The sequence below is a fragment of the Anaerosinus sp. genome (assembly GCF_965318445.1).
Genome location: NZ_CBDNNH010000023.1, coordinates 62,784 through 89,132, shown reverse-complemented (window position 1 = coordinate 89,132; position 26,349 = coordinate 62,784). Strand labels below are relative to the sequence as shown.

The 26,349-nt window shown below is 34.2% G+C and carries 30 protein-coding genes and 1 tRNA gene; 21 read left to right on the top strand and 10 right to left on the bottom strand.

The features are described from left to right. Genes ACWZFG_RS11460 through rpmH form a run of 4 tightly spaced genes read right to left on the bottom strand, consistent with a single transcriptional unit; the run spans position 1 to position 1,467 of the window. Complete coding sequence (locus tag ACWZFG_RS11460) at positions 1-666, bottom strand: YidC/Oxa1 family membrane protein insertase (protein WP_177506001.1); 666 nt, start codon at positions 664-666, stop codon at positions 1-3. Positions 667-697: 31 nt separating this feature from the next. Further along, positions 698-907, bottom strand: coding sequence for a membrane protein insertion efficiency factor YidD (gene yidD / locus ACWZFG_RS11455; RefSeq protein ID WP_147669384.1), 210 nt, complete (start codon positions 905-907; stop codon positions 698-700). 16 nt (positions 908-923) lie between these two features. Continuing rightward, entirely contained in the window at positions 924-1,277 is a 354-nt protein-coding gene (gene rnpA, locus ACWZFG_RS11450; protein ID WP_177506000.1) for a ribonuclease P protein component, read from the bottom strand. A gap of 55 nt (positions 1,278-1,332) precedes the next feature. Next, on the bottom strand, positions 1,333-1,467 hold the full coding sequence (gene rpmH, locus ACWZFG_RS11445; protein ID WP_147669380.1) for a 50S ribosomal protein L34: 135 nt from the start codon (positions 1,465-1,467) through the stop codon (positions 1,333-1,335). A gap of 547 nt (positions 1,468-2,014) precedes the next feature. Between rpmH and dnaA the strand changes: the two genes are divergently transcribed. From dnaA to htpX, 9 genes are all read left to right on the top strand, one after another. Beyond that, positions 2,015-3,496, top strand: coding sequence for a chromosomal replication initiator protein DnaA (gene dnaA / locus ACWZFG_RS11440; protein WP_177505999.1), 1,482 nt, complete (start codon positions 2,015-2,017; stop codon positions 3,494-3,496). 245 nt (positions 3,497-3,741) lie between these two features. Beyond that, positions 3,742-4,854, top strand: coding sequence for a DNA polymerase III subunit beta (gene dnaN / locus ACWZFG_RS11435; protein WP_455577666.1), 1,113 nt, complete (start codon positions 3,742-3,744; stop codon positions 4,852-4,854). Positions 4,855-4,881: 27 nt separating this feature from the next. Further along, entirely contained in the window at positions 4,882-5,106 is a 225-nt protein-coding gene (locus ACWZFG_RS11430; RefSeq protein WP_177505997.1) for an RNA-binding S4 domain-containing protein, read from the top strand. Positions 5,107-5,109: 3 nt separating this feature from the next. After that, the gene (recF, locus tag ACWZFG_RS11425) at positions 5,110-6,207 is read left to right on the top strand and encodes a DNA replication/repair protein RecF (RefSeq protein ID WP_177505996.1); all 1,098 of its coding nucleotides are present in this window, start codon (positions 5,110-5,112) and stop codon (positions 6,205-6,207) included. Positions 6,208-6,211: 4 nt separating this feature from the next. Then, a complete protein-coding gene (locus ACWZFG_RS11420) occupies positions 6,212-7,114 on the top strand; it encodes a DUF721 domain-containing protein (protein ID WP_177505995.1) in 903 nt (300 codons plus the stop codon). Beyond that, on the top strand, positions 7,092-7,343 hold the full coding sequence (gene remB / locus ACWZFG_RS11415) for an extracellular matrix regulator RemB (RefSeq protein WP_177505994.1): 252 nt from the start codon (positions 7,092-7,094) through the stop codon (positions 7,341-7,343). Before ACWZFG_RS11420 ends, remB begins: the two co-directional genes overlap by 23 nt. A 29-nt stretch (positions 7,344-7,372) precedes the next feature. Continuing rightward, the gene (gene gyrB, locus ACWZFG_RS11410; protein ID WP_177505993.1) at positions 7,373-9,289 is read left to right on the top strand and encodes a DNA topoisomerase (ATP-hydrolyzing) subunit B; all 1,917 of its coding nucleotides are present in this window, start codon (positions 7,373-7,375) and stop codon (positions 9,287-9,289) included. A gap of 226 nt (positions 9,290-9,515) precedes the next feature. Beyond that, positions 9,516-10,289, top strand: a complete 774-nt coding sequence (locus tag ACWZFG_RS11405) for a hypothetical protein (RefSeq protein WP_455577665.1) — start codon at positions 9,516-9,518, stop codon at positions 10,287-10,289. 562 nt (positions 10,290-10,851) lie between these two features. Continuing rightward, positions 10,852-11,703 carry a zinc metalloprotease HtpX gene (htpX, locus tag ACWZFG_RS11400; RefSeq protein ID WP_177505991.1) on the top strand — a complete coding sequence of 284 codons (852 nt, stop codon included), beginning with the start codon at positions 10,852-10,854 and terminating at the stop codon, positions 11,701-11,703. A 141-nt stretch (positions 11,704-11,844) separates the two neighbouring features. On the opposite strand, the gene ACWZFG_RS11395 is transcribed toward htpX, so the two are convergent. Next, positions 11,845-12,381 (bottom strand): AAA family ATPase, encoded by a 537-nt coding sequence (locus ACWZFG_RS11395; protein WP_177505990.1) that lies wholly within the window; start codon positions 12,379-12,381, stop codon positions 11,845-11,847. A 108-nt stretch (positions 12,382-12,489) separates the two neighbouring features. Continuing rightward, positions 12,490-12,864: a fluoride efflux transporter CrcB gene (gene crcB, locus ACWZFG_RS11390; RefSeq protein ID WP_177505989.1), complete on the bottom strand. Its 375-nt coding sequence runs from the start codon at positions 12,862-12,864 to the stop codon at positions 12,490-12,492. A gap of 76 nt (positions 12,865-12,940) precedes the next feature. Between crcB and ACWZFG_RS11385 the strand changes: the two genes are divergently transcribed. Continuing rightward, positions 12,941-13,231: a hypothetical protein gene (locus ACWZFG_RS11385; protein ID WP_177505988.1), complete on the top strand. Its 291-nt coding sequence runs from the start codon at positions 12,941-12,943 to the stop codon at positions 13,229-13,231. A gap of 284 nt (positions 13,232-13,515) precedes the next feature. Here the strand turns inward: ACWZFG_RS11385 and ACWZFG_RS11380 are convergent. Further along, positions 13,516-13,592: transfer RNA gene (locus ACWZFG_RS11380), tRNA-Pro, on the bottom strand. A 76-nt stretch (positions 13,593-13,668) separates the two neighbouring features. Then, on the bottom strand, positions 13,669-15,165 hold the full coding sequence (glpK, locus tag ACWZFG_RS11375) for a glycerol kinase GlpK (protein ID WP_177505987.1): 1,497 nt from the start codon (positions 15,163-15,165) through the stop codon (positions 13,669-13,671). Between the two features lie 307 nt (positions 15,166-15,472). On the opposite strand from glpK, the gene bioB reads away from it, so the two are divergent. The 11 genes from bioB to ACWZFG_RS11320 all read left to right on the top strand — a co-directional run bounded on the left by bioB (position 15,473) and on the right by ACWZFG_RS11320 (position 24,280). Further along, positions 15,473-16,459 carry a biotin synthase BioB gene (bioB, locus tag ACWZFG_RS11370; protein ID WP_455577664.1) on the top strand — a complete coding sequence of 329 codons (987 nt, stop codon included), beginning with the start codon at positions 15,473-15,475 and terminating at the stop codon, positions 16,457-16,459. Positions 16,460-16,475: 16 nt separating this feature from the next. Further along, positions 16,476-16,946: a hypothetical protein gene (locus ACWZFG_RS11365; protein WP_418627159.1), complete on the top strand. Its 471-nt coding sequence runs from the start codon at positions 16,476-16,478 to the stop codon at positions 16,944-16,946. Then, positions 16,936-17,694 carry a 6-carboxyhexanoate--CoA ligase gene (locus tag ACWZFG_RS11360; RefSeq protein ID WP_177505984.1) on the top strand — a complete coding sequence of 253 codons (759 nt, stop codon included), beginning with the start codon at positions 16,936-16,938 and terminating at the stop codon, positions 17,692-17,694. Before ACWZFG_RS11365 ends, ACWZFG_RS11360 begins: the two co-directional genes overlap by 11 nt. 1 nt (position 17,695) lies before the next feature. Further along, positions 17,696-18,853 (top strand): 8-amino-7-oxononanoate synthase, encoded by a 1,158-nt coding sequence (gene bioF / locus ACWZFG_RS11355; RefSeq protein WP_177505983.1) that lies wholly within the window; start codon positions 17,696-17,698, stop codon positions 18,851-18,853. A 5-nt stretch (positions 18,854-18,858) separates the two neighbouring features. Next, a complete protein-coding gene (gene bioD, locus ACWZFG_RS11350; RefSeq protein ID WP_177505982.1) occupies positions 18,859-19,590 on the top strand; it encodes a dethiobiotin synthase in 732 nt (243 codons plus the stop codon). Beyond that, a complete protein-coding gene (gene bioA, locus ACWZFG_RS11345) occupies positions 19,583-20,959 on the top strand; it encodes an adenosylmethionine--8-amino-7-oxononanoate transaminase (RefSeq protein WP_455577663.1) in 1,377 nt (458 codons plus the stop codon). Before bioD ends, bioA begins: the two co-directional genes overlap by 8 nt. A gap of 243 nt (positions 20,960-21,202) precedes the next feature. Beyond that, positions 21,203-21,553, top strand: a complete 351-nt coding sequence (locus ACWZFG_RS11340; protein WP_147669341.1) for a DMT family transporter — start codon at positions 21,203-21,205, stop codon at positions 21,551-21,553. Beyond that, complete coding sequence (locus tag ACWZFG_RS11335; RefSeq protein WP_177505980.1) at positions 21,546-21,866, top strand: DMT family transporter; 321 nt, start codon at positions 21,546-21,548, stop codon at positions 21,864-21,866. Before ACWZFG_RS11340 ends, ACWZFG_RS11335 begins: the two co-directional genes overlap by 8 nt. A gap of 57 nt (positions 21,867-21,923) precedes the next feature. Further along, positions 21,924-22,355, top strand: a complete 432-nt coding sequence (locus ACWZFG_RS11330; protein WP_147669337.1) for a peptidylprolyl isomerase — start codon at positions 21,924-21,926, stop codon at positions 22,353-22,355. Between the two features lie 120 nt (positions 22,356-22,475). Further along, positions 22,476-23,243: a sulfite exporter TauE/SafE family protein gene (locus tag ACWZFG_RS11325; RefSeq protein ID WP_418627154.1), complete on the top strand. Its 768-nt coding sequence runs from the start codon at positions 22,476-22,478 to the stop codon at positions 23,241-23,243. Positions 23,244-23,362: 119 nt separating this feature from the next. Continuing rightward, positions 23,363-24,280 (top strand): Ppx/GppA phosphatase family protein, encoded by a 918-nt coding sequence (locus ACWZFG_RS11320; RefSeq protein WP_455577662.1) that lies wholly within the window; start codon positions 23,363-23,365, stop codon positions 24,278-24,280. 120 nt (positions 24,281-24,400) lie between these two features. Here ACWZFG_RS11320 and ACWZFG_RS11315 read toward each other — a convergent pair whose 3' ends face one another. Both ACWZFG_RS11315 and ACWZFG_RS11310 read right to left on the bottom strand, forming a co-directional pair. Continuing rightward, complete coding sequence (locus ACWZFG_RS11315; protein WP_455577661.1) at positions 24,401-25,039, bottom strand: manganese efflux pump; 639 nt, start codon at positions 25,037-25,039, stop codon at positions 24,401-24,403. Between the two features lie 292 nt (positions 25,040-25,331). Then, positions 25,332-26,348: a metallophosphoesterase family protein gene (locus ACWZFG_RS11310; protein WP_418627151.1), complete on the bottom strand. Its 1,017-nt coding sequence runs from the start codon at positions 26,346-26,348 to the stop codon at positions 25,332-25,334. Position 26,349 lies beyond the last annotated feature (1 nt).

The window sequence follows — 26,349 nt, the reverse complement described above, 5'->3', positions numbered from 1 at the left end:
TTAAGCCTCCTTTTTCTTTCCTTCATCTGAACGATACATCCACCATTGTTGGACGATCTGCATAACATTACTCATTGCCCAATAAAGAACAAGTCCGGCTGGGAATGAAAGACTGATATAACCAATAAATAACGGCATCATATACAACATAATTTTTGCCTGTTGATTCATATCGCTATTTGTTGTCATCGTCTGTTTCTGTTGGATATAAATCGTCACTGCCGAAATGATTGGCAATATATATAATGGATCTGCTTCAGATAAATTGTGAATCCAAAGAAAACTAGGAGTCCCTAGATAAGTATAATCCCGAATCGCATAAAATATACCGATTAAAAGAGGCATTTGGGCAAGTAATGGCAAGCATCCAGCAAGTGGATTTACGCCTGCATCTTTATATAACGCAGCCATTTCTTGTTGCATTCTTTGTGGATCCTTTTTGCCATATTTGTCTTGTATTTTTTTCATTTTAGGCTGCAAATCCTGCATAGCCTTCATTGATTTTACTTGTTTCACCGTAAGTGGATATAACAAAACTTTAATTACAATCGTCATTAAAATAATTGCTACACCATAGTTTGGAATTCCTATTGAAGAACTAAACTGATAAAAAACCGTCAAAAAACTTTGTAAAAAACCAATCAAAAGATCAAAAATATCTCCCAAAATCTCACATCCTCGATATATTTATAATTTTTTATTTAACAGGGTCATATCCGCCGGAATGAAATGGATGGCACTTTAAAAGCCTCCGAATTGTTAAATATCCCCCGCGTATAACCCCATATTTTTCAAAAGCTATTAATGCATATTCCGAACAAGTCGGTATAAAGCGACAACTTGGCGGCTTTAACGGTGAAAGAAAATTACGATAAAACTTAATAAGTAAAACAATAATTCGCTTCAATCTATTTAACACCGCCTTATTTTATTAATTTTGCTTTCGCGCACAAATTAATCAACGCCTTCTCAACAACATTGTATTTTACATTTGTCATTGGCTTGCGTCCTACTAAAAGAATATTTAATCCATCATTCACGATTTTATGTTGATTTAATCGGTAAGCTTCTCTTAAGAGCCGCTTTACACGATTTCGCGTAACTGCATTCCCCAGTTTTTTACCTGCAGCAAAACCTACTTTACGCGATTTAGTTCTATTTTGAGAAAAAATATACAGTACAATGAAATGATTCGCATAAGACTTGCCATGCTGATAAATACACTGAAATTCTTTGTTTTTTCGCAGAATATTCTGCTTTGATAATTTATACATCATAATAAATATCCATTCTTTTTATATGGAAAAAATAGGCCACATAAGCGGCCTACTATTATGCAGATAATTTATGTCTGCCTCTAGCACGTCTTCTTTTTAATACAAGACGACCACCTTTGGTCTTCATGCGTTCACGGAAGCCATGCGTTCTTTTTTTCCATAATGTATTTGGTTGGTAGGTACGTTTCATACTTTAACACCTCCTTGCTATTATACAAAAACTATCTTGGTCAAAATTAAAATCCGTTTAAGTCCAAATAATAGTCAAAAATATAGTTTACTCGAAAATCAATTTTAACTATAAAAATTATAGACTAGCAACGCTATAGTGTCAAGATTTTTACACACTTTTAGAAGATAAGCCTGTGGATATTTATTGCTATTTGTTTATTTATTTCACAAAAATATGTTGATAACTCTCTCACCTTTTGATAATATATTGGTATCAAATTATCCACAAAATAGACATGTTTTATTATTTTGTGTGAATAAATCACTATTTTACCCACAAAACAATAAAATTATTCACATATTTATTAACAATTTGGAGAATCTTTTAAAATATACGAAATACAAAGTTGCGATTAAATTTTCATTATCCGCATTTGTATTTTTTTTCGTCTATTTTCCTACTTTGCCTAATAAGTTATCAACAGCTGTGTATAACTTTGTGGATAACTTATTCAGATGTTTATAAATATTGTTTATATCTTCTTTATTTAGAAAGGATTTTCTCAATGGAACCAATACAATTACAAGCAATATGGGAGCAAATTTTAAACAAATTAGAACTTTCTCTTGCAAAAGTTATTTGTGATAATTGGCTAAAACCAATTATTCCAATATCACTAGAAGACTCTACTTTAACGCTTGGTACGCAAGTTGATCTGATGAAAGAAATTATTGAAGGCCGATATATTCCTTTTATTACAGATGCTGCACTTGAAGTAACAGGAAAAAAATTAGATATCGTAATCGTAAGCCTTGAATCAAGTGCAAAAGAATTTGAACCGAAGTCAATTCCACAAATGCAAGAAAAAATAACTCCTGCTAAAAATGAAGAAGTAACAATTTCAAAAAATAAAAAAACATCACCATCTGCAGCTGCTCAAACTACATTATTAGATAGTACTGCACAAGTTATTATTCCCCAAGATCAATTAGAAATACAAGGTTCACCTACTTTTGATGAATCTTTGACTTTAAATCCGAAGTATGTTTTTGAAAACTTCGTTACTGGAAACTCAAATCGTTTTGCTCATGCAGCTGCTTTAGCTGTAGCTGAATCTCCGGCAAAAGTTTACAACCCATTTTTCATGTATGGTGGTGTTGGGCTTGGTAAAACACATTTAATGCATGCAATTGGCAACCGAATTTTAAAAACCCAACCAAACCTACGTGTCCTATATATTTCAAGTGAAAAATTCACAAATGAATTAATTAATTCTATTATGGCTTCAAATCCAGAATCCTTTCGCCGTAAATATCGAAATATAGATGTTCTACTTGTCGATGATATACAATTTTTATCTAATAAAGAACGAACTCAAGAAGAATTTTTCCACACGTTTAATACATTACATGATGCAAATAAGCAAATTATTATTTCAAGCGATCGCCCACCTCGCGAAATTCAGACACTTGAAGATCGTCTTCGATCCCGTTTTGAATGGGGACTAATTACAGATATTCAAGCACCAGATTTAGAAACACGTATTGCAATTTTAAGAAAAAAAGCACAGATCGAAAATTTAAATGTGCCAAATGATGTTATTGTTTATATTGCAAGTCGTATTGACAATAATATTCGTGAATTAGAAGGTGCTTTGACAAGAGTTGTTGCTTATGCGTCCCTAATGAATCAACCAATTAATAATGAATTGGCAACTGAAGCATTAAAAGATATCTTTTCAACGACAAAAACTAAAGAAATTACGCTCGAATTAATTCAAGAAATTGTGGCCTCTTACTTCAAAATTAAATTGGATGATTTATTTGCAAAAAAAAGGACGCGAAATTTAGCTTTTCCGCGTCAAATTGCTATGTATCTTTGTCGTGAGCTTACGGATACTTCACTACCTAGAATTGGCGAAATGTTTGGCGGGCGTGATCATACGACAGTTATCCACGCACATGATAAAATTGCGCGTGAACGTAACGAAGATATGAAGCTGAATAATACGATCAAAGATCTTATTAAGAGAATAGAAAGTATGTAGTGTATAAGTCTGTGTATAACTAATAGAAAAACTGTAGATGAATTGTGGGTAACTAAATCCACAATTTTTTCTGTGATTATGTGGATAACTATGTATTTATTTATCGACATATTATTCACATTCAAATCTTAATAACTTTATACCTTCCACATAGTTATACACATATCAACACTCCCTACTACTATTACGACTATCTTTTATAAAAAATACTTTTATCAGTCATATAATACCAAGGAGGTCTATCAATGAAATTCTCATGTACAAAGGAACAACTTGTTCATGCTGTAAATATTGTCCAAAAAGCTGTATCAAATAAACCACAAATGCCTATATTATCAGGGATTTATTTAAATGCTGAAAATAATATGATAGAATTACAAGCTACAGATTATGAATTAGGAATCATCTGTAAAATTGAAGCAAACGTTGAAAAAGCGGGAGCTATAGTACTTTCGGGGAGATATTTTCAAGATGTAGTAAAAAAACTACCTGGCGAAACAGTAGAGATTGTATCAAATAAAGAAGAACATACAATGAAAATTACTTCAAATTCGGCACAATTTAATTTATTAAGTTTACCAGCTTCAGAATTTCCTGTATTAAAACCATTAAATGCAACGACAAGCTTTAAAATTCGTGATAATATTTTTCGTGAATTAATAAAAAAGACAGTATTTGCTTGTTCGACCGATGAAGCCCGTCCAATATTTACAGGTTGTTTACTAAATGTAAATAATAGTGATGTAGTTATGGCAGCAACAAATACGCATAGATTATCGGTAAAAAAAGAATATCTTGATGATTTTACGGGAAATGTAAAAATAATTATTCCTTCAAAAATTTTAAATGAATTGGCAAGGATTATGGTGGCAGAAGTTCCTTCGGATATTAGAATTGATTGCGCATATGGACAGATTAGCTTTACCTTTGATAATGTTTACATAATATCAAGATTAATCGAGGGACAATTCCCTGACTATGAACGTGTTATACCGCCTGATTTTGCGACGAATATTACTTTAAATACTGATGAATTTTCAGCTGCAGTAGAACGTGTTTCATTGATTTCAAGAGTGAGTGATTATAATATCATCCGCTTGACATTTAAGGAAAATTCAGTTGTTATTTCCTCTAATAATCCCGATATTGGGAAAGCAGAAGAATCCGTTCCTGCAATTATAGAAGGAAATGATTTAGATATATCTTTTAATGCAAAATACGTAACTGATATTTTAAAAAATATTGATAGTGAAAAAATTTATTTTTCACTTAATACACCTCTAAGTCCAGCGAGTATAAAGCCTTGTGATGATGAAACGTATACTTATATCATTACTCCGGTGAGAACAACAGCTTAATTTTTAGTTCTGAAAAGAGGAATAAAAATGGAAAATATTCAAATAAAAACTGATGATATACAATTAGATCAATTATTAAAGTTAGCTTCCATTGTAGAATCTGGCGGACAAGTTAAATATATGATTGCTGATGAACTAATTAAATTAAACGGAAACATTGTAACTGAAAGAAGAAGAAAAATTAGACCAGGAGACATTGTTGAAGTTGATGGGGTTGGTAAGTTAAGTGTGATCAAAATTAAAGGTGAATAAAAAATGCGAATAAAAAAAATTAGTTTGCATAACTATAGAAATTATTCGCACTTATCACTGGATTTGTCACATAATCTCAATATCTTTTTAGGTGAAAATGCACAAGGAAAAACGAATATCATCGAAGCGATTTATTACGCTGCAATAGGTTCATCACATCGGACATCAAATGATAGTGAATTGATCTGTTGGGAAAAAGAAAGTGCAAAAATTTATCTATGTTTTGAAAGAATGTCTGTAGAAAATGAATTAGAATTTAATTTTCCCGTCGGTAAAAGACGGGAAATTTCTTATAATGGACATAAGATAAAGCCAAAGGAATTGATAGGAACAATCAATGTTGTTTTATTTTCGCCAGAAGATTTATATTTGATTAAAGGTGCACCAGCGGCTCGGAGAAAGTTTCTTGATACAGAAATTTCTCAAGCAAATCCATCTTATTATTCTTTACTTAGTCAATATAATCGTGTTACTACTCAAAGAAATGTTTTATTAAAAAAGATAAAAGAAAATCAAGCAAAAGTTGATTTATTAGAATTGTGGAATCAGCAATTATCAGAACTCGCAACAAAAATTGTAAAGCAGAGAATTTATTCGTTAAAAAAACTTAATATGTTGGCAAATCTTATGCATAGAAGGATTTCAACGAATAAAGAAAATTTAGAAATAGGTTATATTTTTAATGGCGAGGAAAATTTTTTACCGTCAGATTTAAATACATGGTATAATAATAAATTAGCAGAGGTACAGGCTATTGATATTAGACGTGGCTTTACTAGCGTTGGACCTCATCGAGATGATATTATTTTAAAGGTAAATGGAATTAATTTACGCTCTTTTGGTTCACAAGGACAACAACGTACAGGGGTATTGGCATTAAAATTGGCTGAGTTAGAGTTTATAAAGTCGGAAACTGGTGAATACCCTGTTTTATTATTAGATGATGTGATGAGTGAACTAGATGTAAATAGGCGAAATCAATTATTACTCTTTATTCGTGAAAGAATCCAGACTTTTATTACAGCGACGGATCGCAGTTACTTTCCGAAAGAAAATGTGGGAAAATACTACAAGGTAAGTGCAGGAAGCGTTATGGAGTGATTTTTTGGATATAATAAAGGATATACTTTATAAAACAATACAAAATCTTAGTATAAATAAAAAATTTAAAGCACAAATGGCGATTGCTCATTGGGAGGAGATTGTTGGTAAAGATATAGCTGCGCAAACTAATCCTCAAATGATGGATTTTGGCATTTTAAGCATTGCTGTTAAAAATTCAGTATGGGCGCATCATTTAATGATGATGAAAATGGAACTGCTGCATAAGATTAATGAATTTATTGGAGAGCCAATTGTGCGTGATATTCGATTTAATCAGCGATATACTGCAATAAATAGACCTATATCTGCAGATAAAAATAAACCTGATTTTGGTAGAGCATTGAAAAGGATTTACTTAACTGAGAATGAAGTAAATCAGGCTGATATTATGGTACGTGATGTAGAAAATGATGAACTTAAGTCCAAATTAAAACGGTTGGTAAGCCGACATCTTGCAAGCAAAAAGCTGAAACTTACAAATAATTGGCATAAATGCGAAAAATGTAATTCTTTATGTGATGAAAAGGACAGGCTGTGTCATGTTTGTAATTTGCAGGAAAAAAAACAAAGATATTCAGCTATTCGATCAATATTATTAGAAGTTCCTTGGGCGACGTATGGTGAAGTATATAAACATGTTCCTTGCAGTAATGCAGAATATATCGATGCAAAAGTTACTTTACTTAACGTAATTGCGCAAAGAATAGAAGATGAGGTAAGAGATCGAATGGATGTTTTGACATTGGTAATGCTATTTACCGGTGCAAAATATGATGAAGTCAATGAAAAAATCATTGAGAAAACTATGTATAAATTTCGTAGTTGGGATAAAAAATTTAGCGAAAAAAGGAATGGGAAGAAGAAGGTCAGGGGGAATCAATATGTTTCTACATCTGGGATCTGATACTGTTGTTGCACTCGAAGACGTGATATCCATTAATGATTATAAATTGTCTCGTTCAGTAATTAATCGCGATTTTATCCAGCAAATGAAAGATACAAATTCGATTATTGATATCTCAGGAAATCAGCCTAAAAGTTTTATTGTGACAAAATATAAAGTCTACTTGTCAGCGATTTCGTCGATGACGTTAAGAAAACGCGCTGATAATTTATTTTATAATGAAGATTAACAGTAAAATAGCACTCTAGGGAGGTAAACATGAATAATAACGAGGAAACCGTGGTAAATGGTGATTATGGTGCCAGCCAAATTCAAGTTTTAGAAGGTTTGGAAGCCGTTCGTAAACGTCCTGGAATGTATATTGGAAGTACATCATCGAAAGGACTGCACCATCTGGTATATGAAGTTGTTGACAATAGTATAGACGAAGCATTAGCAGGATATTGTACGCATATTGAAGTGACAATTCATCAAGATAATAGTATTACTGTAATTGACAATGGGCGTGGAATACCAGTAGATATGCATGCTAGTGGAAGACCTGCAATTGAAGTTGTACTTACCGTACTTCATGCAGGTGGTAAATTTGGCGGAGAAGGATATAAAGTCTCTGGTGGTTTACATGGTGTTGGTGTTTCGGTTGTAAATGCATTGAGCAGCTCTTTAGAAGTTGAAGTTTGTCGTGATGGAAAAGTACATAGTATAGCGTTTGAACGTGGAATTACAGCTAAGGAATTAACCGTTGTTGGTACAAGCGATATTACAGGAACAAAAGTACATTTTAAGCCAGACACTAAAATTTTCGAAGAAACGGTTTATAGTTTTGATGTATTAAAGCACCGGTTAAGAGAGCTATCTTTTTTAAATCGTGGCATTACGATTACATTAACTGATGAACGCAGTGAACATTCCGAAGTATTTCATTTTGAAGGTGGAATAAGTTCTTTTGTCGCTCACTTAAATGATAATAAAGAAATATTGCATCCAGAACCGATTTATTTTACAGGTACAAAAGATACAACAATTGTAGAAATTGCAATGCAGTATAATACAAGTTATTCCGAAAATATTTATAGCTTTGTTAATAATATTAATACCGAAGAAGGCGGAACGCATTTAGCTGGTTTTAAAATTGCATTAACACGTGCTGCAAATGATTTTGCTCGAAAGAATAATGTATTAAAATCTTCTGAAGAAAATTTAACTGGTGAAGATATTCGTGAAGGTCTTACTTGTGTAATTAGTTTAAAAATTCGTGAACCTCAATTTGAAGGGCAAACAAAAACAAAGCTTGGTAATAGTGAAGTTAGAGGAATTGTGGATTCTATCGTAAGTGAAGGCTTGACTGAATTCTTTGAAGAAAATCCTGCAATTACGAAAAAAATTCTTGAAAAATCTTTAATGGCATCGAGAGCAAGAGAAGCTGCTCGTAAAGCGCGTGAACTTACGCGTCGTAAAAGTGCATTGGAAGTAAGTTCTTTACCAGGGAAATTAGCTGATTGCTCAATTAAAGATCCAATGCAGACTGAGATTTATTTAGTTGAAGGGGATTCTGCAGGTGGCTCAGCAAAACAAGGTCGCGATCGACGTTTTCAAGCAATTTTGCCGTTGCGCGGTAAAATTTTAAATGTAGAAAAAGCACGTCTTGATAGAATTTTAAATAATGAAGAAATCAGAACGATGATTACTGCCTTTGGTAGTGGAATCGCTGAAGAATTTGATATAGAAAAAAGTCGTTATGGAAAAATTATCATCATGACCGATGCCGACGTCGATGGTGCGCATATTAGAACGCTCTTATTAACGTTCTTCTACCGTTATATGAAGCCGTTAATTGAAAATGGCCGTGTATATATTGCACAACCTCCATTATATTTAGTGAAAAAAGGTCGTGAGCATTGGTATACTTATAGTGACGAAGAGCAGAATAATCTATTAGATCGCATTGGTCGTGATGGTATTAGTGTACAACGTTATAAAGGTCTTGGGGAAATGAATCCTGAACAATTATGGGAAACAACAATGAATCCAGAAGGCAGAACTGTATTGCAAGTGCATTTAGAGGATGCAATAGAAGCAGATGGAATCTTCTCCGTATTGATGGGCGATAAAGTAGAACCACGTCGTAAATTTATCGAAGACCATGCAAAACACGTAAGAAATTTAGATGTTTAATAAAATATAAAAAGAACTGCTTTCGTGCTATAAGCGAAAGCAGTTCTTTTTATATGGAAAATAATATTTATTATTTTGGTATAAAATGACGATATAATAATTAAATACGGTTAATAACAAGGATGTAAAAAAGAGCAAAGGAAGCGATTATATGATGATTCAATCCTCTACGAAAAATTTTTTGGTAGAAAATTCTTTACAAAACCCAAATAATATTTCTCCCACGATGCAAAAAATTGCAAGTAAGATAAATAAAACAATGGTGACTAAAGTTGAAATTAGTGATATAGGAAAAAAATTACATGAAAATACAACTAGAGAAAATAATAAGGGCGAGAAGACAAAAGAAGCAGATTCTTTGCAACGTGCGGCACAAGATAGAATGGACAAATTAAATAAAATTAGCGAGTTAGAAGATAAATTTAAAAAAGGTGATTTTACTGATAAAGAAGCAGAATCGCTAAAAAAAGAAATTGAGGAAATGAAAGAGGATGCCAAAACGCCGCAGGAAAAGATGCGAGATAATATTAATCTTTTAAAGAAACAAAAGAATGAATTAGAAGAGAAAATTTCGCAGGAACAAGAGTTTGGATCAATAAATAATATGAAGAATAAAATGAGCTATCTTGATAAAAAAATTTCTGACTATGAGCAACAAATCACTGATTCATATGATGAAGCCCATAATTTAAGTATAGCTGCTAGACAAGAAGAATCTGATCAACTTGCGGCTAAAATAAAAGAAGATTTAATGACAAAACCTGATGAAGCTAAAAATGAAGGCAAAGATTTGGGGGATTTATTGATTGCAAAACAAAAAGAAGTAGAAAAAGAAAAAGCAGAAGAATCAATAAAGGATGACGATAAAGAGAAAGATAACGAAGCTGTAGGTAAAGAAACGGATGATTTTACAGGTACCAAAGAGAATGCGCTGCAAGAGGATAATAAAGAGAATTTAAATGATAGTTCTATCAATTTATTAAATGGTATTGAAGAATGAATTGATAAGAAAAACAGCTATCATCTGAACTAGCCACAAAAAGTTAGAATTTAAAAATCTAATTTTTAGGATATCGGGTTTTTTATGTATATTTAACAAAAATTTAATGAAATTTTCATGAGAACAGATTAAAAAATGTTCTTATAAAAATAAGAATAATATATTTATAATTGTAAAATTTTAGTTCGGATAGTAATAAAATTACATAAAAAGTGGAAAAATAAAAAGGTTATGCAAGGAAAATCCTAGAAGTAATTTTATAATAAAAAAAATATGAGGAATCATGAGGCGAATTTGACATTTTATTTATTTGATGATATTATAAAAGTAATTTAATATCTTTCCTACAAGGGGAGTAGCTGTACAATAGTGTCGTCATTACGAGCATTTGCTCCGGTGCTATTGGCAAAAAAAATTTGCAAGCCAGACCTTGTCTCAATCAATGGAATGAGACTTGGTCTTTTTCTTTAAGGGGAACACAAGTAATCTAAGAAAAAGCTATCATGTGAAAAATTATTCGAATATAAGATTTAAATTGTGAATTTTAGGAGGTCTAATGTAAATGAATACTTTAAAGACTACTGTCTTGATGGCAGCTTTAATGGGGGTATTAGTTGCTGTTGGTGGTGCTGTTGGCGGACAGTCAGGAGCTTCGATTATGTTGATTATTTCCCTGGTAATGAATTTGGGAAGTTTTTGGTTTAGTGATAAAATTGTTTTAAAAATGTACGATGCTCGTCCCGTAGATGAGGCAAATGCCCCTGATTTGTATCAAATGGTAAGAAAATTATCCCGTAATGCAAATATTCCAATGCCAAGAGTATATGTCATTAATTCAAATGTCCCGAATGCTTTTGCTACGGGTCGTAATCCTGAAAATGGTGTAGTTGCTGTTACTACAGGGATTATGCAAGCGCTAAAGTATGAAGAACTTGAAGGTGTAATTGCACATGAGTTGGCACATATTAAAAATCGCGATACTTTAATTAGTACAGTAGTCGCATCTATTGCCGGTGTTATTTCCTGGATTGGTACAATGGCACAATGGGCAGCCATTTTTGGCGGACGCAGTGACGAAGAAGAAGGCGGTGGAATTGGAGGTTTGATTTTTACGATTATTATTGCTCCTTTAGCAGCTACGATTATTCAAATGGGAATTTCACGTTCTCGCGAATATCAAGCTGATGAATCTGGTGGTAATATTTGTGGAAATCCACTTGCATTAGCGAGTGCATTAACAAAAATTGAACATTATGCTAAATTTGGAACAATGGAGCAGGCGACACCAGCTACTTCTCATATGTTTATTATTAATCCGCTTAGTGGTGCAGGAAAGAGTATCATGAATTTATTCAGTACACATCCTGCTACAGCTGATCGTATTGCAAAACTACAAGCGCAGGCAAGAAGATAGTTTTAAATTTTAGTCTAAAATAAAAATATAAGGCGAAGTTCAAGTGAATTCACTCGAACTTCGCCTTAATTATTTCATCTATAAGATAAAATAAAAATTTTTGAATGATAGTTGAAGATATTTTTGCAATAAAAAAATTTATCAGTAACGATTTATAATCGCTAAAATTTGTCGAATTGATATATCTACATCAAGTACATTTTTTACGATATGATCGCAAATTTTCCAGTTATCAAATTCTCCATTGGCTTCTGCATATTCTAATTGTTTTTTTATATTTGCATTAGTTTCGCCGCGCTTTAACATTCTTTCTACCATAGTTACGTAATCTACCATAATATAAATAGACTCAACTCTATGGCTTAGAAGTTTTTTTAATTGTTTAAGACCATTTTTATCAACGAGAACAAAATTTATTTTGTTTTCTTGCATTTTATTTAAGAGTTCATTTTTTTCAATTCCGTAATAATTGCCTTGGTAAGTGGATTTTTCTACTAAATCTAGTTTCAAAAAATTTTCTTTACTCACGAATTTATATCCGATATTGTCTGTCTCATTATCTGTAATTTTTCGTGTAGTATGACTTACAATGGAAGAAAAGCCACGATTTCTAAGTATCTTTAATAACGTTGACTTTCCAGCTGCATGAGGACCAAGTATTGCGTAGATTTTCGTCATAGCTCATACCTCCATTCGCAATTAAAGCTATATTCTATTTTACTGTATTACAAAATAATAAATTTTTCAATAGGTCTATACTATTATTTTGTAATAATATAGAAAAATTTAGAATAAACGGGCAATAATAATACCACAAAGTGTAGCACCAAATCCAATTAACATATTCGCCATAATATTTACAAATCCATAAAGGTATTGTTCAGATAATAAAAGTTTTATAGATTCATAACTAAAAGAAGAAAATGTCGTTAGGCTTCCTAAAAATCCAATAGTAATAAAAAATTTCCAAGCTGGATTCATTACAAAGCGCTCTGTAAAAAACGTCATAAAAAGACCGATAATTAGGCAGCCAATAACATTTGCAAAAAGTGTTCCATACGGAAAATGAAGACCAAATTTATTTAATGCTAAAGTTCCAATAAGATAGCGAGTAACAGCTCCAGCTGCTCCACCAATGGCAATAATTAAATAATCGTTCATAAAAAACTCCTAAAATAAAATAATCACAAATAAATTAAAACATTCATAAGATAATGAAAAATGGCAGGTGATACAAATGGCAATTGCGCGGGATACCCGTGATATTTTAGATGTATTTATTATAGCAAATTTTTCAAAAATAGCTAATTTTCAAGAAAACGTAGTTGTTCCTCTAGGACTTCAAGATTTTATCACAATAGAGACTGTAGATAATATTCGAGATTTAAATTTTCCTAGAGATGTTAGAGAATTATTAGTAAATTATATCTTAGTTAAAAAATTAAGTTTCTTATCAAGTGTACCTCAGACCTCAAGTACATCGCAACCTTCCAATATAAATCAATCCGAGAGAGTATTTACTTCTTAAGAGATAGAGTATCGGAAAAAATGAAAATAATCTCAAGATAAATAGCAATCTTGAGATTATTTTTTGATAAATACAAAAGCGAGAGCTTTTTCCGATCAGCCCTCGCTTTTGCCGCCTCTATACCCTTTGCCATCTACTACAAAAAGTAGTAGTTTCCCCGTAATTTAGAATACAACATTTAAGCTTAATTTGCAAGTATTTTATGATTAAATTTAAAAACAAAAAAACTCGTCATTCGACGAGTTTTTATCGTATTCATTTCTAAAAGAAATGTAAGATTTAAATGGTCGGAGCAGCAGGATTCGAACCTGCGACCCCCTGGTCCCAAGCCAGGTGCTCTACCAAACTGAGCCATGCCCCGTTGCCTTTGCAGAAGTTATCTTCTGTGTCAACAAAGTATATTATATAAAATATATTATATAATGTCAATACTTTTTTTAATCATCCCAATCTAAACTTCTTTTGACTGCTTTATGCCAGCCAGCACAGTATTTTTCGACTATTTCTTGATCCATCTGTGGGGTAAAACGACGATCTAAGAGCCATTTACTTTCTAAATCATCAGTATTGTTCCAGATTCCAATAGCAAGACCTGCAAGATAAGCAGCTCCAAGAGCGGTCGTCTCAATAATTTTGGTCCTATCAATAGGAACGCCAAGAATATCAGCTTGAAACTGCATTAAAATATCGTTTGCTGATGCTCCACCATCCACATTTAAAGATTTTAATTTCATACCAGAATCTTGCTCCATTGCATTTAATATGTCTTTTGTTTGGTAAGCGATGGATTCAAGTGTAGCACGAATGATATGCGCGTTTGTTGATCCTCTGGTTAGGCCCAAAATTGCTCCGCGGGCTTTGCTATTCCAATATGGCGCGCCTAAACCGACAAAGGCTGGAACCATATAAACGCCTTCAGAATTTTTCACTTTTTTTGCAAAATATGCTGAATCACTGGCAGAATCAATAAGATGCATACTGTCCCTAAGCCATTGAATGGCTGCGCCAGCGGAAAAAACACTACCTTCAAGAGCGTAGGTTACTTTACCATTAAGACCCCAAGCAATTGTTGTAAGTAATCCACATTTTGAATGATAAACTTCACTCCCCGTATTCATTAATAGAAAGCAGCCTGTGCCATAGGTATTCTTTGCCATAGCTGGTTTAAAACAAGCTTGTCCGAACATGGCTGCTTGTTGATCTCCTGCCGCCCCACTAATTGGAATTTTTGCATTTGATAATGCGGGCAATGAAGTATAGCCATAAATATGACTGGAAGGATACACTTTCGGAAGTATAGAACGTGAAATATTGAATTCTTTAAGTAATTCCTCATCCCAACCTAATGTACGAATATTATAAAGTAAAGTGCGTGATGCATTAGAATAATCGGTAACATGGACTTTTCCACCTGTCAAATTCCAGATAAGCCATGTATCTATTGTGCCAAATAAAAGATCACCATTTTCTGCTCTACTACGTGCATGTGGAATATTATCTAAAATCCATTTAATTTTTGTTGCTGAGAAGTAAGGATCAATAACGAGTCCTGTTTTATGTTTAATTGTATCGGCTAATTTTTTTTGACGCAGTTCTTCACAAATAGATTCTGTTTGTCTAGATTGCCAAACAATTGCATTATAAACAGGTTTTCCGGTATTTTTATCCCAAATAACTGTAGTTTCCCGTTGATTTGTTATACCAATTGCTGAAATGTCCTCCGCGGTTAAACCAGCTTTTAATATTGCTTCAACAACGATACCAATTTGTGTACTCCAAATTATTTCAGCATCTTGCTCTACCCAACCAGGACGTGGAAAAATTTGTGGAATTTCCTTTTGGGCTATAGCAATAATGTTAGATTGTTGGTCAAAAATAATTGCTCTCGAGCTAGTTGTTCCTTGGTCAATAGCAAGTATATATTTATTTTGCATGAATTGCCTCCTTATGATTTATAAATTAGGCGTTCTTGTGCCCTTTGGTTACAGCTTTCAGTCAGAGAAGCTGGGAGTCTTAAAGCGATTTAGTCATCGAATAAAAAATAGTAGATTTAAATCATCAGCTTTCTCATGTATAGCATTTTCTTCTATGGAATTTTTATGTACTTATTTATTAAATAATTTCTTTTTTATATAGACTTTGCCATTTAATTGCGTTATACTGCTATTGTTAACTATATATTTATATTTGGTTTACGGTTGACAAATAATTTTAAAGTTTAAGTTTGGGAGCGTTGTATAGATGAATGGCATTAGTTTAATTGTAAAATTAGGCGAAAAAGTTTTAAATGGTAAAGATATTTCAAGGGAGGAAGCTGAATCTCTAGGGAAAATTGGGGAGGAAGATGTTGTTTTTTTATTATCAATGGCAGATAAAATACGCAGTAAATTTATTGGTGAAGAAGTAGATTTATGTGCAATTGTTAATGGGCGATCAGGACGGTGCAGTGAAAATTGTAAATATTGTGCACAATCAAAATATCACGATACAAATGTAGCTGTATATCCGTTTTTATCGGTTGAGGAGATTTTAGCAAAAGCAAAAGAAGCTGAAATGGGTGGTGCAAATCGTTTTGCAATTGTGACAAGTGGTAAAGGAATGGAAGAAGATAAAGAATTTCCTAAAATACTTGCAGCACTTCGTCGTATTTTAGCAGAAACCAATTTGAAAGTTTGCTGTTCTTTAGGGGCGTTGACAATAGAAACAGCAAGAGCATTAAAAGATGCGGGTGTATCTAGATATCATCATAATATTGAAACGAGTAAAAACAATTATAAAAATATTTGTACAACACATACCTATGAAGATCGATTAAAAACGATTGAAATTGCCCATCAAGCTGGACTTGAAGTATGTTCAGGTGGAATTCTTGGCATGAATGAAACTTTATCAGATCGAATTTCTATGGCTTTTGATTTAAGAAAAGCTGGTGTGCATTCTGTACCGTTAAATATTTTAAACCCAATTAAAGGAACTGCCTTTGAGCATCAACCACCATTACCGCCATTAGAAATTTTAAAATCTTTTGCGATTTTTCGGTTTATTTTACCTAAATGCGGAATTCGGACTGCTGGAGGACGTGAAGTCAATTTAAGGGATTTGCAAGGGACCGCATTGCTGAGTGGAATTAGTGGAATGCTTGTCGGTGGATATTTAACAACGGGGGGAAGAAAGTATCAAGATGATTTAAAAATGATTGCAGACTTGGGGAGAAAGGCAGCTAAATAATATGCGGGCAAGAGAGATGACTGAAATTGCACTATTAACGGGACTCATTACACTTAGTGGTGCATTTAAGATTCCAAGTTTATTTCCCGGGACAGAATTTCAATTATCTGCGCCAATTGCAGTAGCTATTTGCGTTGTTTTTGGTTTTAAAAAATATATTATCGCAGGTGTTTTATCAAGTCTCATCGGTTTGATGCTTGGTACACAAAATGTATTCAATGTTGCAGTTGCTTGTGTTTTTCGCTTGGTTGTTGGTGCAGTTTTATCTTTGGGTGGCAGAAATTTTTGGACGATTGCCATTGCCGGGCCTATTGGTACGACGATTGCGAGACTTAGTTTGAGCTTGATTATTGGAAAAGCTGCAACAGCATTACTCATTGCAGCGGTGCCGGGCATGGTATTTACGGCAATTTTTGCAATGCCACTGGTGAAGCTTTTAGAAAGAGTATATCCAAGTAAGGAAAAGAGGACTGTTCATGTTATATAGTATAAAAATGCGCGCAGCACAAGGTGGCGATCATAAATTAGGTGGGCAACATATTTCAGGTGCAGAACGAATTTTAGCAGAAGAAAATTTAAAAAAAATCGCTGAAGCAATGATTGAACGTGCGTTATTGCATAGTCGTGGTAAAGCAGATTTTATTAACTTAAAAATTGAAGCGATAAGGTATCAGGATATTGAGCGAATAAAATTGCTGCCTATATTTACACATGAAGTAGATACGATTCAAGAAGGACGAAAAAGCGCAATACAGATACTAAAAGAAAGTGGAGTTTCTACGCAAGCTATTTTGGCTGGGCTGCATTTATTAGAAGAATTAAAGATGAGTATGCGGGGCGCAATGATTGTTGATGCAGTAAGTGGAAAAAGATTAGATCAGCTGACGATGCGCGGAGTTCGTGTGTCTAAGATGGACATTGAGGATGAAGAAGATTTTTTATTGTGGCTCAATCGTCAAAAATTAACTGATATTCATGTGCGTGAAGCTGTTGTTTTAGCGACAAAAGTAGTCTCCCATCAAGATGTTACCGCCGAACTATGTTGGTCTGATGATCCTGAATATGTAACAGGTTATGTTGCAAATAAAACGGGCTATCATCGGATAACAAAACTAAAGGAATATGGAAGTTTCATCGGCGGTAGAGTTTTCTTTGTAAAGCCTGATGCAGCTATTGAAGAAGTGATAGATTATTTACAAAATCAGCCGGTATTAGCAATAGGCCGAGGGGAATAGAATGAATTTTAAAATGGAGTTAGCAGTATTAAAAGAAAAAGGTTTATTTCGTGAAAATCAGACTTATGTACCGATCGATGGAGCTTATGTATTCGCTGCGGGCAAAAAGTGCTTAATGCTTGCTTCGAATAATTATTTGGGCATGACGCATGAAAGTGAAGTAAGGCAGGCAGCGATAAAAGCAATTGAAGCGTATGGAACGGGAGCGGGGGGCGCGAGATTAACGACGGGAAGTCACCCGCTTTATGAAGAGTTGGAAGCTAATTTAGCTCAATTTAAAGGAACGGAAGCGGCAATTACTTTTAATACAGGCTATATGGCGAATATAGGGACAATTAGTGCAATAATGAACAAAAACGATGTGATTTTTAGCGATGCACTAAATCATGCCAGCATTATTGATGGATGTCGGTTATCCGGGGCAAAACGCGTAATTTTTCCTCATTCGGATATGCAAGTATTGAAGGGTTTATTGGAGTCGACAAAGTGTGCAGGAAAGCGGTTAATCGTTGTCGATGGTGTCTTTAGCATGGATGGTGATATTGCACCATTGTCTCAGTTAGTAGAATTGGCGAAACTGTATGATTGTTTACTTATGATAGATGATGCTCATGGGACGGGGATACTTGGAAATGGACATGGTACAGTCGCGCATTTTGCTTTAACAGATCAAGTAGATATACAGATGGGGACGCTAAGTAAGGCTTTAGGTTCAGAGGGAGCCTATGTCGCGGGAAAGAAAGATTTAATTGATTATTTAATTAATAAAGCGCGTAGTTACATTTTTTCTACTGCTTTATCACCGGCGGATATTGGGGCGGCAAATGCAGCAGTAAAAATTTTAAGGCAAAGTATTCGTTTGCCAGAAAAAGTTTTGGCGAATGCAGATTTTATGCGTAGAGAGTTAAAAATGCAGGGAATTGAAGTTGGCGGTGAGATTACGCCCATTCTTCCAATTCCAATCGGCGCGGCAGACCTTGCCGTCAAAGCTGCAAATCATCTTAAAGAAAAAGGTATTATTTTATCAGCAATTCGGCCGCCTACTGTACCAGTTGGTGAGAGTAGGCTTAGACTTACCGTGAATGCAAAACATAGTCAAAGTGATTTAAAACAGGCAGCCGTTATGATTTCTGAGACAATTAAAGAAATAAAGGGATGAAAAAGATGAGAGGTTTATTTATTACTGCGACAGATACAGATATTGGTAAGACAATGATTACAGGAGCGATTGCAGCTGCAATGAAAGTGCGAGGCATTCATGTTGGCGTGTTTAAACCGTTGGCATCTGGTGCCATACGCAATGAAGCTGGAATTTTATTAGCGGAAGATGCTACTTTTTTGATGAAAGCTGCAGGAATAGGAGAAGAGCTAAGACAGGAAGTGAATGCAGTAGCACTAGAACCTGCCTTAACACCAGCAGTAGCTGCTAAGATCAGTAACGTTTGTATTGATATCCCTAAAATTTTAACAGATTTAAAACAAGCAATGAAAAAATATGAGTTTGTTTTAGTTGAAGGGGTTGGTGGACTTATTTCACCGTTATGGGAAGATTATTTACTTGCGGATATGATGAAAGAATTGAATTTTCCGGCTTTATTAGTTTCAAAACCTCGTCTTGGGGCAATCAATCATACGGTGCTTAGTTATGCATATGCAATGCAGCATAAGATTCGTTTAGATGGTGTCGTTATTAATCGTTTTGAAGCGAGTCAGGCAGGCGTTTTAGAAGAAAGTAATATTCATTATATAGAGAAGCTAACGAATCTTCCTGTCGTAGGTAGATTTCCGTTGTTAAAACAGGCAAATTCTCTTAATGTAGAAGATTTAGCAGGACTTGCAGAATTGACGCTCAATATTGATAAGATTATAGCGATTGGAGAGAGTTATAATGAATGAATTTTTAAAGAAAGATAAAGCATACATATGGCATCCGTTTACGCAAATGAAAGGCTGGCTGGAAAGCGATCAAACGGTTATTACTGAAGCAAAAGGTATCAAGCTGATTGATACGGAAGGAAAAGAATATTATGATGGTGTATCCTCACTTTGGGTAAATATTCATGGTCATCGTCATCCCAAAATTGATCAGGCAATCATCGACCAATTGGGAAAAGTTGCGCATTCTACGGCGCTTGGTCTAGCAAATGTGCCAGCAAGTGAATTTGCCCAAATGCTAGTAGAAGTTTCGCCGGAAGGGTTAAATAAAGTTTTCTATTCTGACGATGGTTCAACGGCGGTAGAAGTCGCACTAAAAATGGCATTTCAATATTGGCAGCATAAAGGCAAACCAAATAAAAATAAATTTATCGCGCTTAACCAATCGTATCATGGGGATACGGTAGGTTCGGTAAGTGTGGGTGGAATAGATTTATTTCATCGCGTGTTTAAGCCTTTATTATTTGAGCCTTATCATATTCCATCGCCGTCTTGTTATCATTGTTCATTAACGCAAAAAGAAGAATGCCATATGCAATGCGTGGAAGTTTTAGAAAAGGTATTAAAAGAGCATCATGATAAAATTGCCGGACTTGTGATTGAGCCGCTTGTACAAGCGGCGGCAGGGATGCTTATGGCACCAGCGGGATACTTAAAACGCGTACGCGAATTGACAAAAAAATATGATGTGCTTTTAATTGCAGATGAAGTTGCAACAGGTTTTGGTCGTACAGGGCGAATGTTTGCTTGTGACAATGAATGTGTAAGCCCTGATTTAATGTGTATATCTAAAGGAATTACCGGGGGATATATGCCACTTGCGGCGACGCTAACGACGGATGAAATTTATCACGCATTTTTAGGCGATATGAAAGATAAAAAGACGTTCTATCATGGACATTCTTATACGGCAAATCAATTAGCATGTGCAGCAGGTATTGCCAGTCTTGAAATATTTAAAGAAGAAAAGACGATAGAAAAAATGCAGGAAAAGATTTATCTGATTCGTGAAAGATTAGATAAAATCGGTGAGATGGTACATGTTGGTGAAGCACGGCAACGGGGAATGATTATTGGTATTGAATTGATGAAAGATAAAGAAAATGGAGTGCCTTATGCATGGGAAGATTGTATGGGTGCTGTCGTTTGTATGAAAGCGCGTGAACATGGTTTATTCATTCGTCCAGTTGGGGATGTAGTTGTATTTATGCCACCGCTTTGTTCTACGATAGAAGAAATTAATAAAATGCTTGATATTATTGAAATTTCTATTCATGAAATTACCGATTTAGGTGAAACGGCACAAGAGGGCGGCGGCGCGCACTTTTAAAAAAAGCTATCCAGAAGTATTTCTGGATAGCTTTTTGTCAGTCAAACTAGGTAGAAACTCTGTGGAGATTGATGGAGATGCAAGGAACTCATTAGCCATTTGGTTTAATCACGGATTGGCATGGATAGGGACATTCGCTAAGACAAGGGGATTAATGTTACAATAATAGCGTAAAGTTAGTGCTTTACAAATAAAAAACAGCTTATATTTTATAGCTGTTTATATAGTAAGGGGTTAGATATTATGCTGCAGTGGTGCGCGCTTTTTATAGCAATCATTACTGAAGTAGCAGGCACAACGATGTTAAAATTCGTTGGGGAAAATGTATCCGTATTGAATTACGGTGTATTATTATTCATGGTAGGCCTTTCTTATTTTTTCTTAGCGAAAGCTGTTACTAAAATTCCGCTTAGTGTTGCTTATGCGACATGGGAGGGGCTAGGACTTGTCGCGGTTACCGGTATTGGTTGTCTTTTATTTAATGAAGTTATGTCAATGAAAAAAATTGCTGGAATAGGGGCAATTCTTGTTGGTATTATATTGCTGAAATATGGTATGTCAGACACAAAGAAATGTGGTGATTTAAATGAATGAGGGATTCTTATTCTTAATTGGCTCAATTTTGTGTGACGTTGTTGCAAATATTTGTTTGAAAAAATCACAAGGATTTAAGTATAAATTGTGGGGTACTGGTGCAGTACTATTAATTATTATTGCATTTATTGCTCTAGCGCAGGCTGTAAAGACAATGGATTTGAGTATTGCTTATGCTCTATGGGGGGCATTGGGATTATTGTTAACAACAGGGCTTGATATTACACTCTATGGTGTTAGGCTGAATGCTGTTGGAATTGCCGGTGTTTTATGTATGGTGACAGGTGTCGTCTTAATGAAGAGTATTGCCTAAGAGCAGTAAGCCTTGTTATAATATCCTTGTATAATTACGAAAAAGAGAGGTTTACGAATGAAAAAAGCGATTATTGAAATGGCAGATGGTAATATTGAAATTGAATTATTTGAAAAAGAGGCACCTGGTACAGTTGCAAATTTTGTAAAATTAATCAATGAAGGTTTTTACAATGGATTAACATTCCATCGCGTAATTCCTGAATTCGTAGCACAAGGTGGATGTCCTAATGGTAATGGAACAGGCGGTCCAGGCTACACAATTCCATGTGAAACAGAGGGTAATCCGCATATTCATGATCGTGGTGCTTTGTCTATGGCGCATCGTGGAAAAGACACAGGCGGAAGTCAATTTTTTATCGTATATGAAGCACAACCACATTTAGATGGTGTTCATACTGTATTTGGTCAAGTGATAAAAGGAATGGATGTTGTTGATCATATTCGTCAAGGTGCAGTAATGCAAAATGTTACTGTAGTTGAAGAATAAAAAATCTAGCGTGCTTAACGACTATGCACATCTAGTTAGTTAGCAACTATTTTATTTCTATCCGAATCTTAGAGGTGTTGCAATATTGCAACATCTCTATTTTTGTTAGAAGGTGAATTTATGTTTGAAGAACTTAGTATTGAAATGCTTATCTTTTTAATTGGAGCAGGTTTTATCGCATCATTTATTGATTCTGTTGTTGGTGGAGGCGGCCTTATTTCTGTACCATCATTGATGATGACGGGGCTGTCGCCAGTCGTTGTATTAGGGACGAATAAAATGGCGGCATTTATGGGCAGTATTACGAGTACAGTGGCTTTTATGCGATCAGGGAAAGTTGATTTGAAATTAATAAAATACTTATTCCCATTATCTGTTATTGGTTCAGCTTTAGGTGTATTTACAGTGCGAATGATTCCACCAGATTTTTTAAAACCTATTGTCGTGGGAATGTTAGTCATCGTTACAATTTATAGCTTGATGAAAAAGGACTGGGGGGAAAACTCTACTTATCATGGGATGAATAAAAAAACAGCAATACTTAGTGGTGGTGTAGCTTTTGTATTAGGGTTTTATGATGGTTTTTTTGGCCCGGGCGCAGGTTCTTTTTTATTGTTTGCTTTTTTGTGTATTGGTTTTGATTTTATTATGGCAGCGGGAAATGCCAGAGCTTTAAATTTTGGCAGTAATATTTCGGCAATGGTTGTGTTTACATCTTTAGGTCTAGTGAATTATGCTTATGCTTTACCAATGGGAATAGGAATGATTTTTGGAGCAATTGCAGGAACAAAAATGGCAATAGTAAAAGGGGCATCTTATGTCCGCCCTTTATTCATTTTTATGACGGTTATTTTAATTGGAAAACAACTGTTTGATATTTTAAAATAATAGAAAGATAGATAAATAATAAATAAAAGATATATTTGTTTAATTATGTCGACCTATGATATGATGAGTGTAAACTTGTTTACTTATATTAAGTGAAGATAAAAGAGGTGGTGGCGGCAGTGGTGTATGGGATTATTGATATTGGCTCTAATACGATTAGGTTGGCTATTTATGATATTAAAGGTAAGCAGATTGAGATGCTGTTAAAAAAGAAATTTATGACAGGGCTTGCTGGTTACATTAAAGATGACGTAATGATAGAAGAGGGAATTGTTGCAGCATGTGAAGCTATTCATGATTTTAAGCGTTTATTGAAAAATTTTAATATTGACAATATAGCTGCTTTTGCTACTGCCGCCTTAAGAAATGTGAAAAATAGCAAAGAAGCTGTTGCTGAGATAGAGAGGATAACAGGAATTACTGTTGATTTAATCTCAGGAGAAGAAGAAGCTTTTCTAGATTTCGTTGGAGCAACGCAAGCGACGGTAATTCAAGATGGTATCTTAATTGATATTGGTGGAGGAAGTACGGAACTCGTTATTTATCAGGGAGATGAGATTAAATCAATGGTAAGCTTGCCTATCGGTTCCTTGAATATGTACAAAAACTATGTACAAAATATTTTTCCAATTGAAGAGGATGAAAGTAATATAAGACAAGCAGTATTAGATGAATTGGAACAAATAAAAGCGCAGGTGTATGGAAGGCAAGAATATATCTGCGGTGTAGGCGGAACGATGCGCGCTACGGTAAAATTGTATAATGAAATTTTTGATTTAGAAGTTGATAATGTCGAGTTGAGTATTGATAAACTTAAAGAAATGGTTGAATCCCTTACTTTTGGAAGAAATGAAGTTGGAATGCCAACGAATGATAATCTTGATTTAATTCTAAAAATTGTTCCGGAGCGTATTCGGACGATTATGCCAGGTGTAATTATTTTGATAACATTAGCAGATTTTTTTGAAAGTGACCATTTATATATAAGTTCATCTGGTGTACGTGAAGGGTATATTTATGCTAAAATTGCAAAATAAAAAAGAGATGGCATCTAACAAAAGAAGTTAGTATGCTATCTCTTTTTTATTGGAAGAGAGACGTAGTGAGAAGTGTTTAAAATCCAAATGGAGTAAAAATCCCCTTTGAATCAGCCTTATCTATAAAATTCGTAAAAGGCCCATTAAAATTAAAACAATTCCTGGAATGTAAGCTGTCCTTTTTTGCCAAGTGTCTTTAGCAATTTTGCCAGCGAAAATAATACCAAACCAAACAAGGCTAATTTGAATTACACTTAAAGTGATAGGAACATAGCAAGGTGAAGCCGTCATTAATCCAATTGCAAAAGCAGCTGTCATATTATCAATACCTAGAGCAAAACCAAGCAGTATAGCTTCACGCGTATTTAAAATTAATGAATGGTCAACATCTGCACGCTCAGGTTTTTTCATAATATTGATAACTAAGCAGCCAATCGGAATTGTAATTTTAAATTTATCTGAAGTTTTATCAGTTAAATCGGAAATATATTCTTTAAGCAGGTTAATTGTTCCAAGCAGGATTAACAATAAAGCGCTGATTGAAGCTGCAAAAATAGGGTTAATAAAGTGACCGAGGTAAAGTGAAGAACAAATTGCAATAGTTGTACAAAATAAATTGACTAAACCAATAGTAAGTAAGGATGCATAGGGAATTGTAATTTTCTTTATTCCATATGCCATACCAGCAAAAAAACCATCAATACTTACGGTAATACCAATTAGAATAAGGTATGACAAATCCATAGAAGTAACCTCCATAGTGGTGTTCTTACAAACAATATATGGAGGTAGTGCAGGAGAGGTTACTTAAAGTTTATCTTATTGATATATGCAGAAAATTTTTATTTATGAATGCTTTACGATTAAATTTTTATTAAATAGAAAAGAGACCGTTATTTAACAGTCTCTTTTCATTATTTTTTATTTATAATGGAGATGGAAAATATTATAAATAAAAAAACTTATATCAATATTTACTCATAACGATGATTCATCTTGCCAATTATCGCTTTGTGTTAAAGTAAAAGTAGTAATAATTGCAATTCAGAGATTATCTTCTTGTAACTTTGATTGCTCTATCTAAGTCGGTTAAGAATTTTTGATTGGTATGATCATAAGTCCTAAATTCTACTCTGTCAGAATATAAATATAATGATCTTGTCCAAAGTGCAGGGTATGCACCACCATCATCACTATCACTACGTTGATATCCTGTGCCGAGTAGTGCGGGATTATGCATATTTTGGACTTTATTAACATCGTAAGTATAGATTTTTTCATTGCAAGAGCTTTGATTATATACACCAAGATGTAAATGTCCAGATACCCAAATCATAACTTGCGGATTAGCTTTTAAGATATCTCTGACATCATCTATTGGCTGCGCCATAAATTTTGGATTTTTAGGCCAGTTTTTGCCATTATTATCCCATGTACCCTCTAATGAACCGTGGAAAAATATAATTGTTGGTTTGTCGCGATTCATTTCTAAATCTGCGGCCAACCATGCTAGCTGTTCTACGGACATTTCGGTCAGATGAATTGTATCCAAAGAATCTGGGGAAAGATATACTAAATGATAATCTCCTACATCCTTTGAGAAATACAAAGCGTTCATATTAAAATATCTGCGGAAACGTTCTAATTTAAATGCCCTTTCTTTTGGCCCTGCTTGATATTTTCCGCCCTCGTTTGTTCCGTCAGAGTAGAGATAATCATGATTGCCAGTAAGTACATAGCGTTTCTTTTTACAATGGCTCATCAGCTCAACGGCTGCTTTTAATTCCTTTTCGTCGCCAACTTCATGACAAAGATCGCCTGTTACCACTACATGGTCAACGTCATTCCAAGAATTAATATCTTGAAGAGCGGCAATTTTTAATTTATCTTTTGAACTTGGAACATGTACGTCTGTTAATACTACAATTCTTTTATAATCTTCTCCCGCAGCAGCACCAACGTGTGTAGGTTTAAAAATATTACTAAACATAAAACTGGACACTACGCCAGCTGATATGCCTAAAAACTTTCGACGGCTGATATCATTTTGCCAGATTTTTTTATCCATC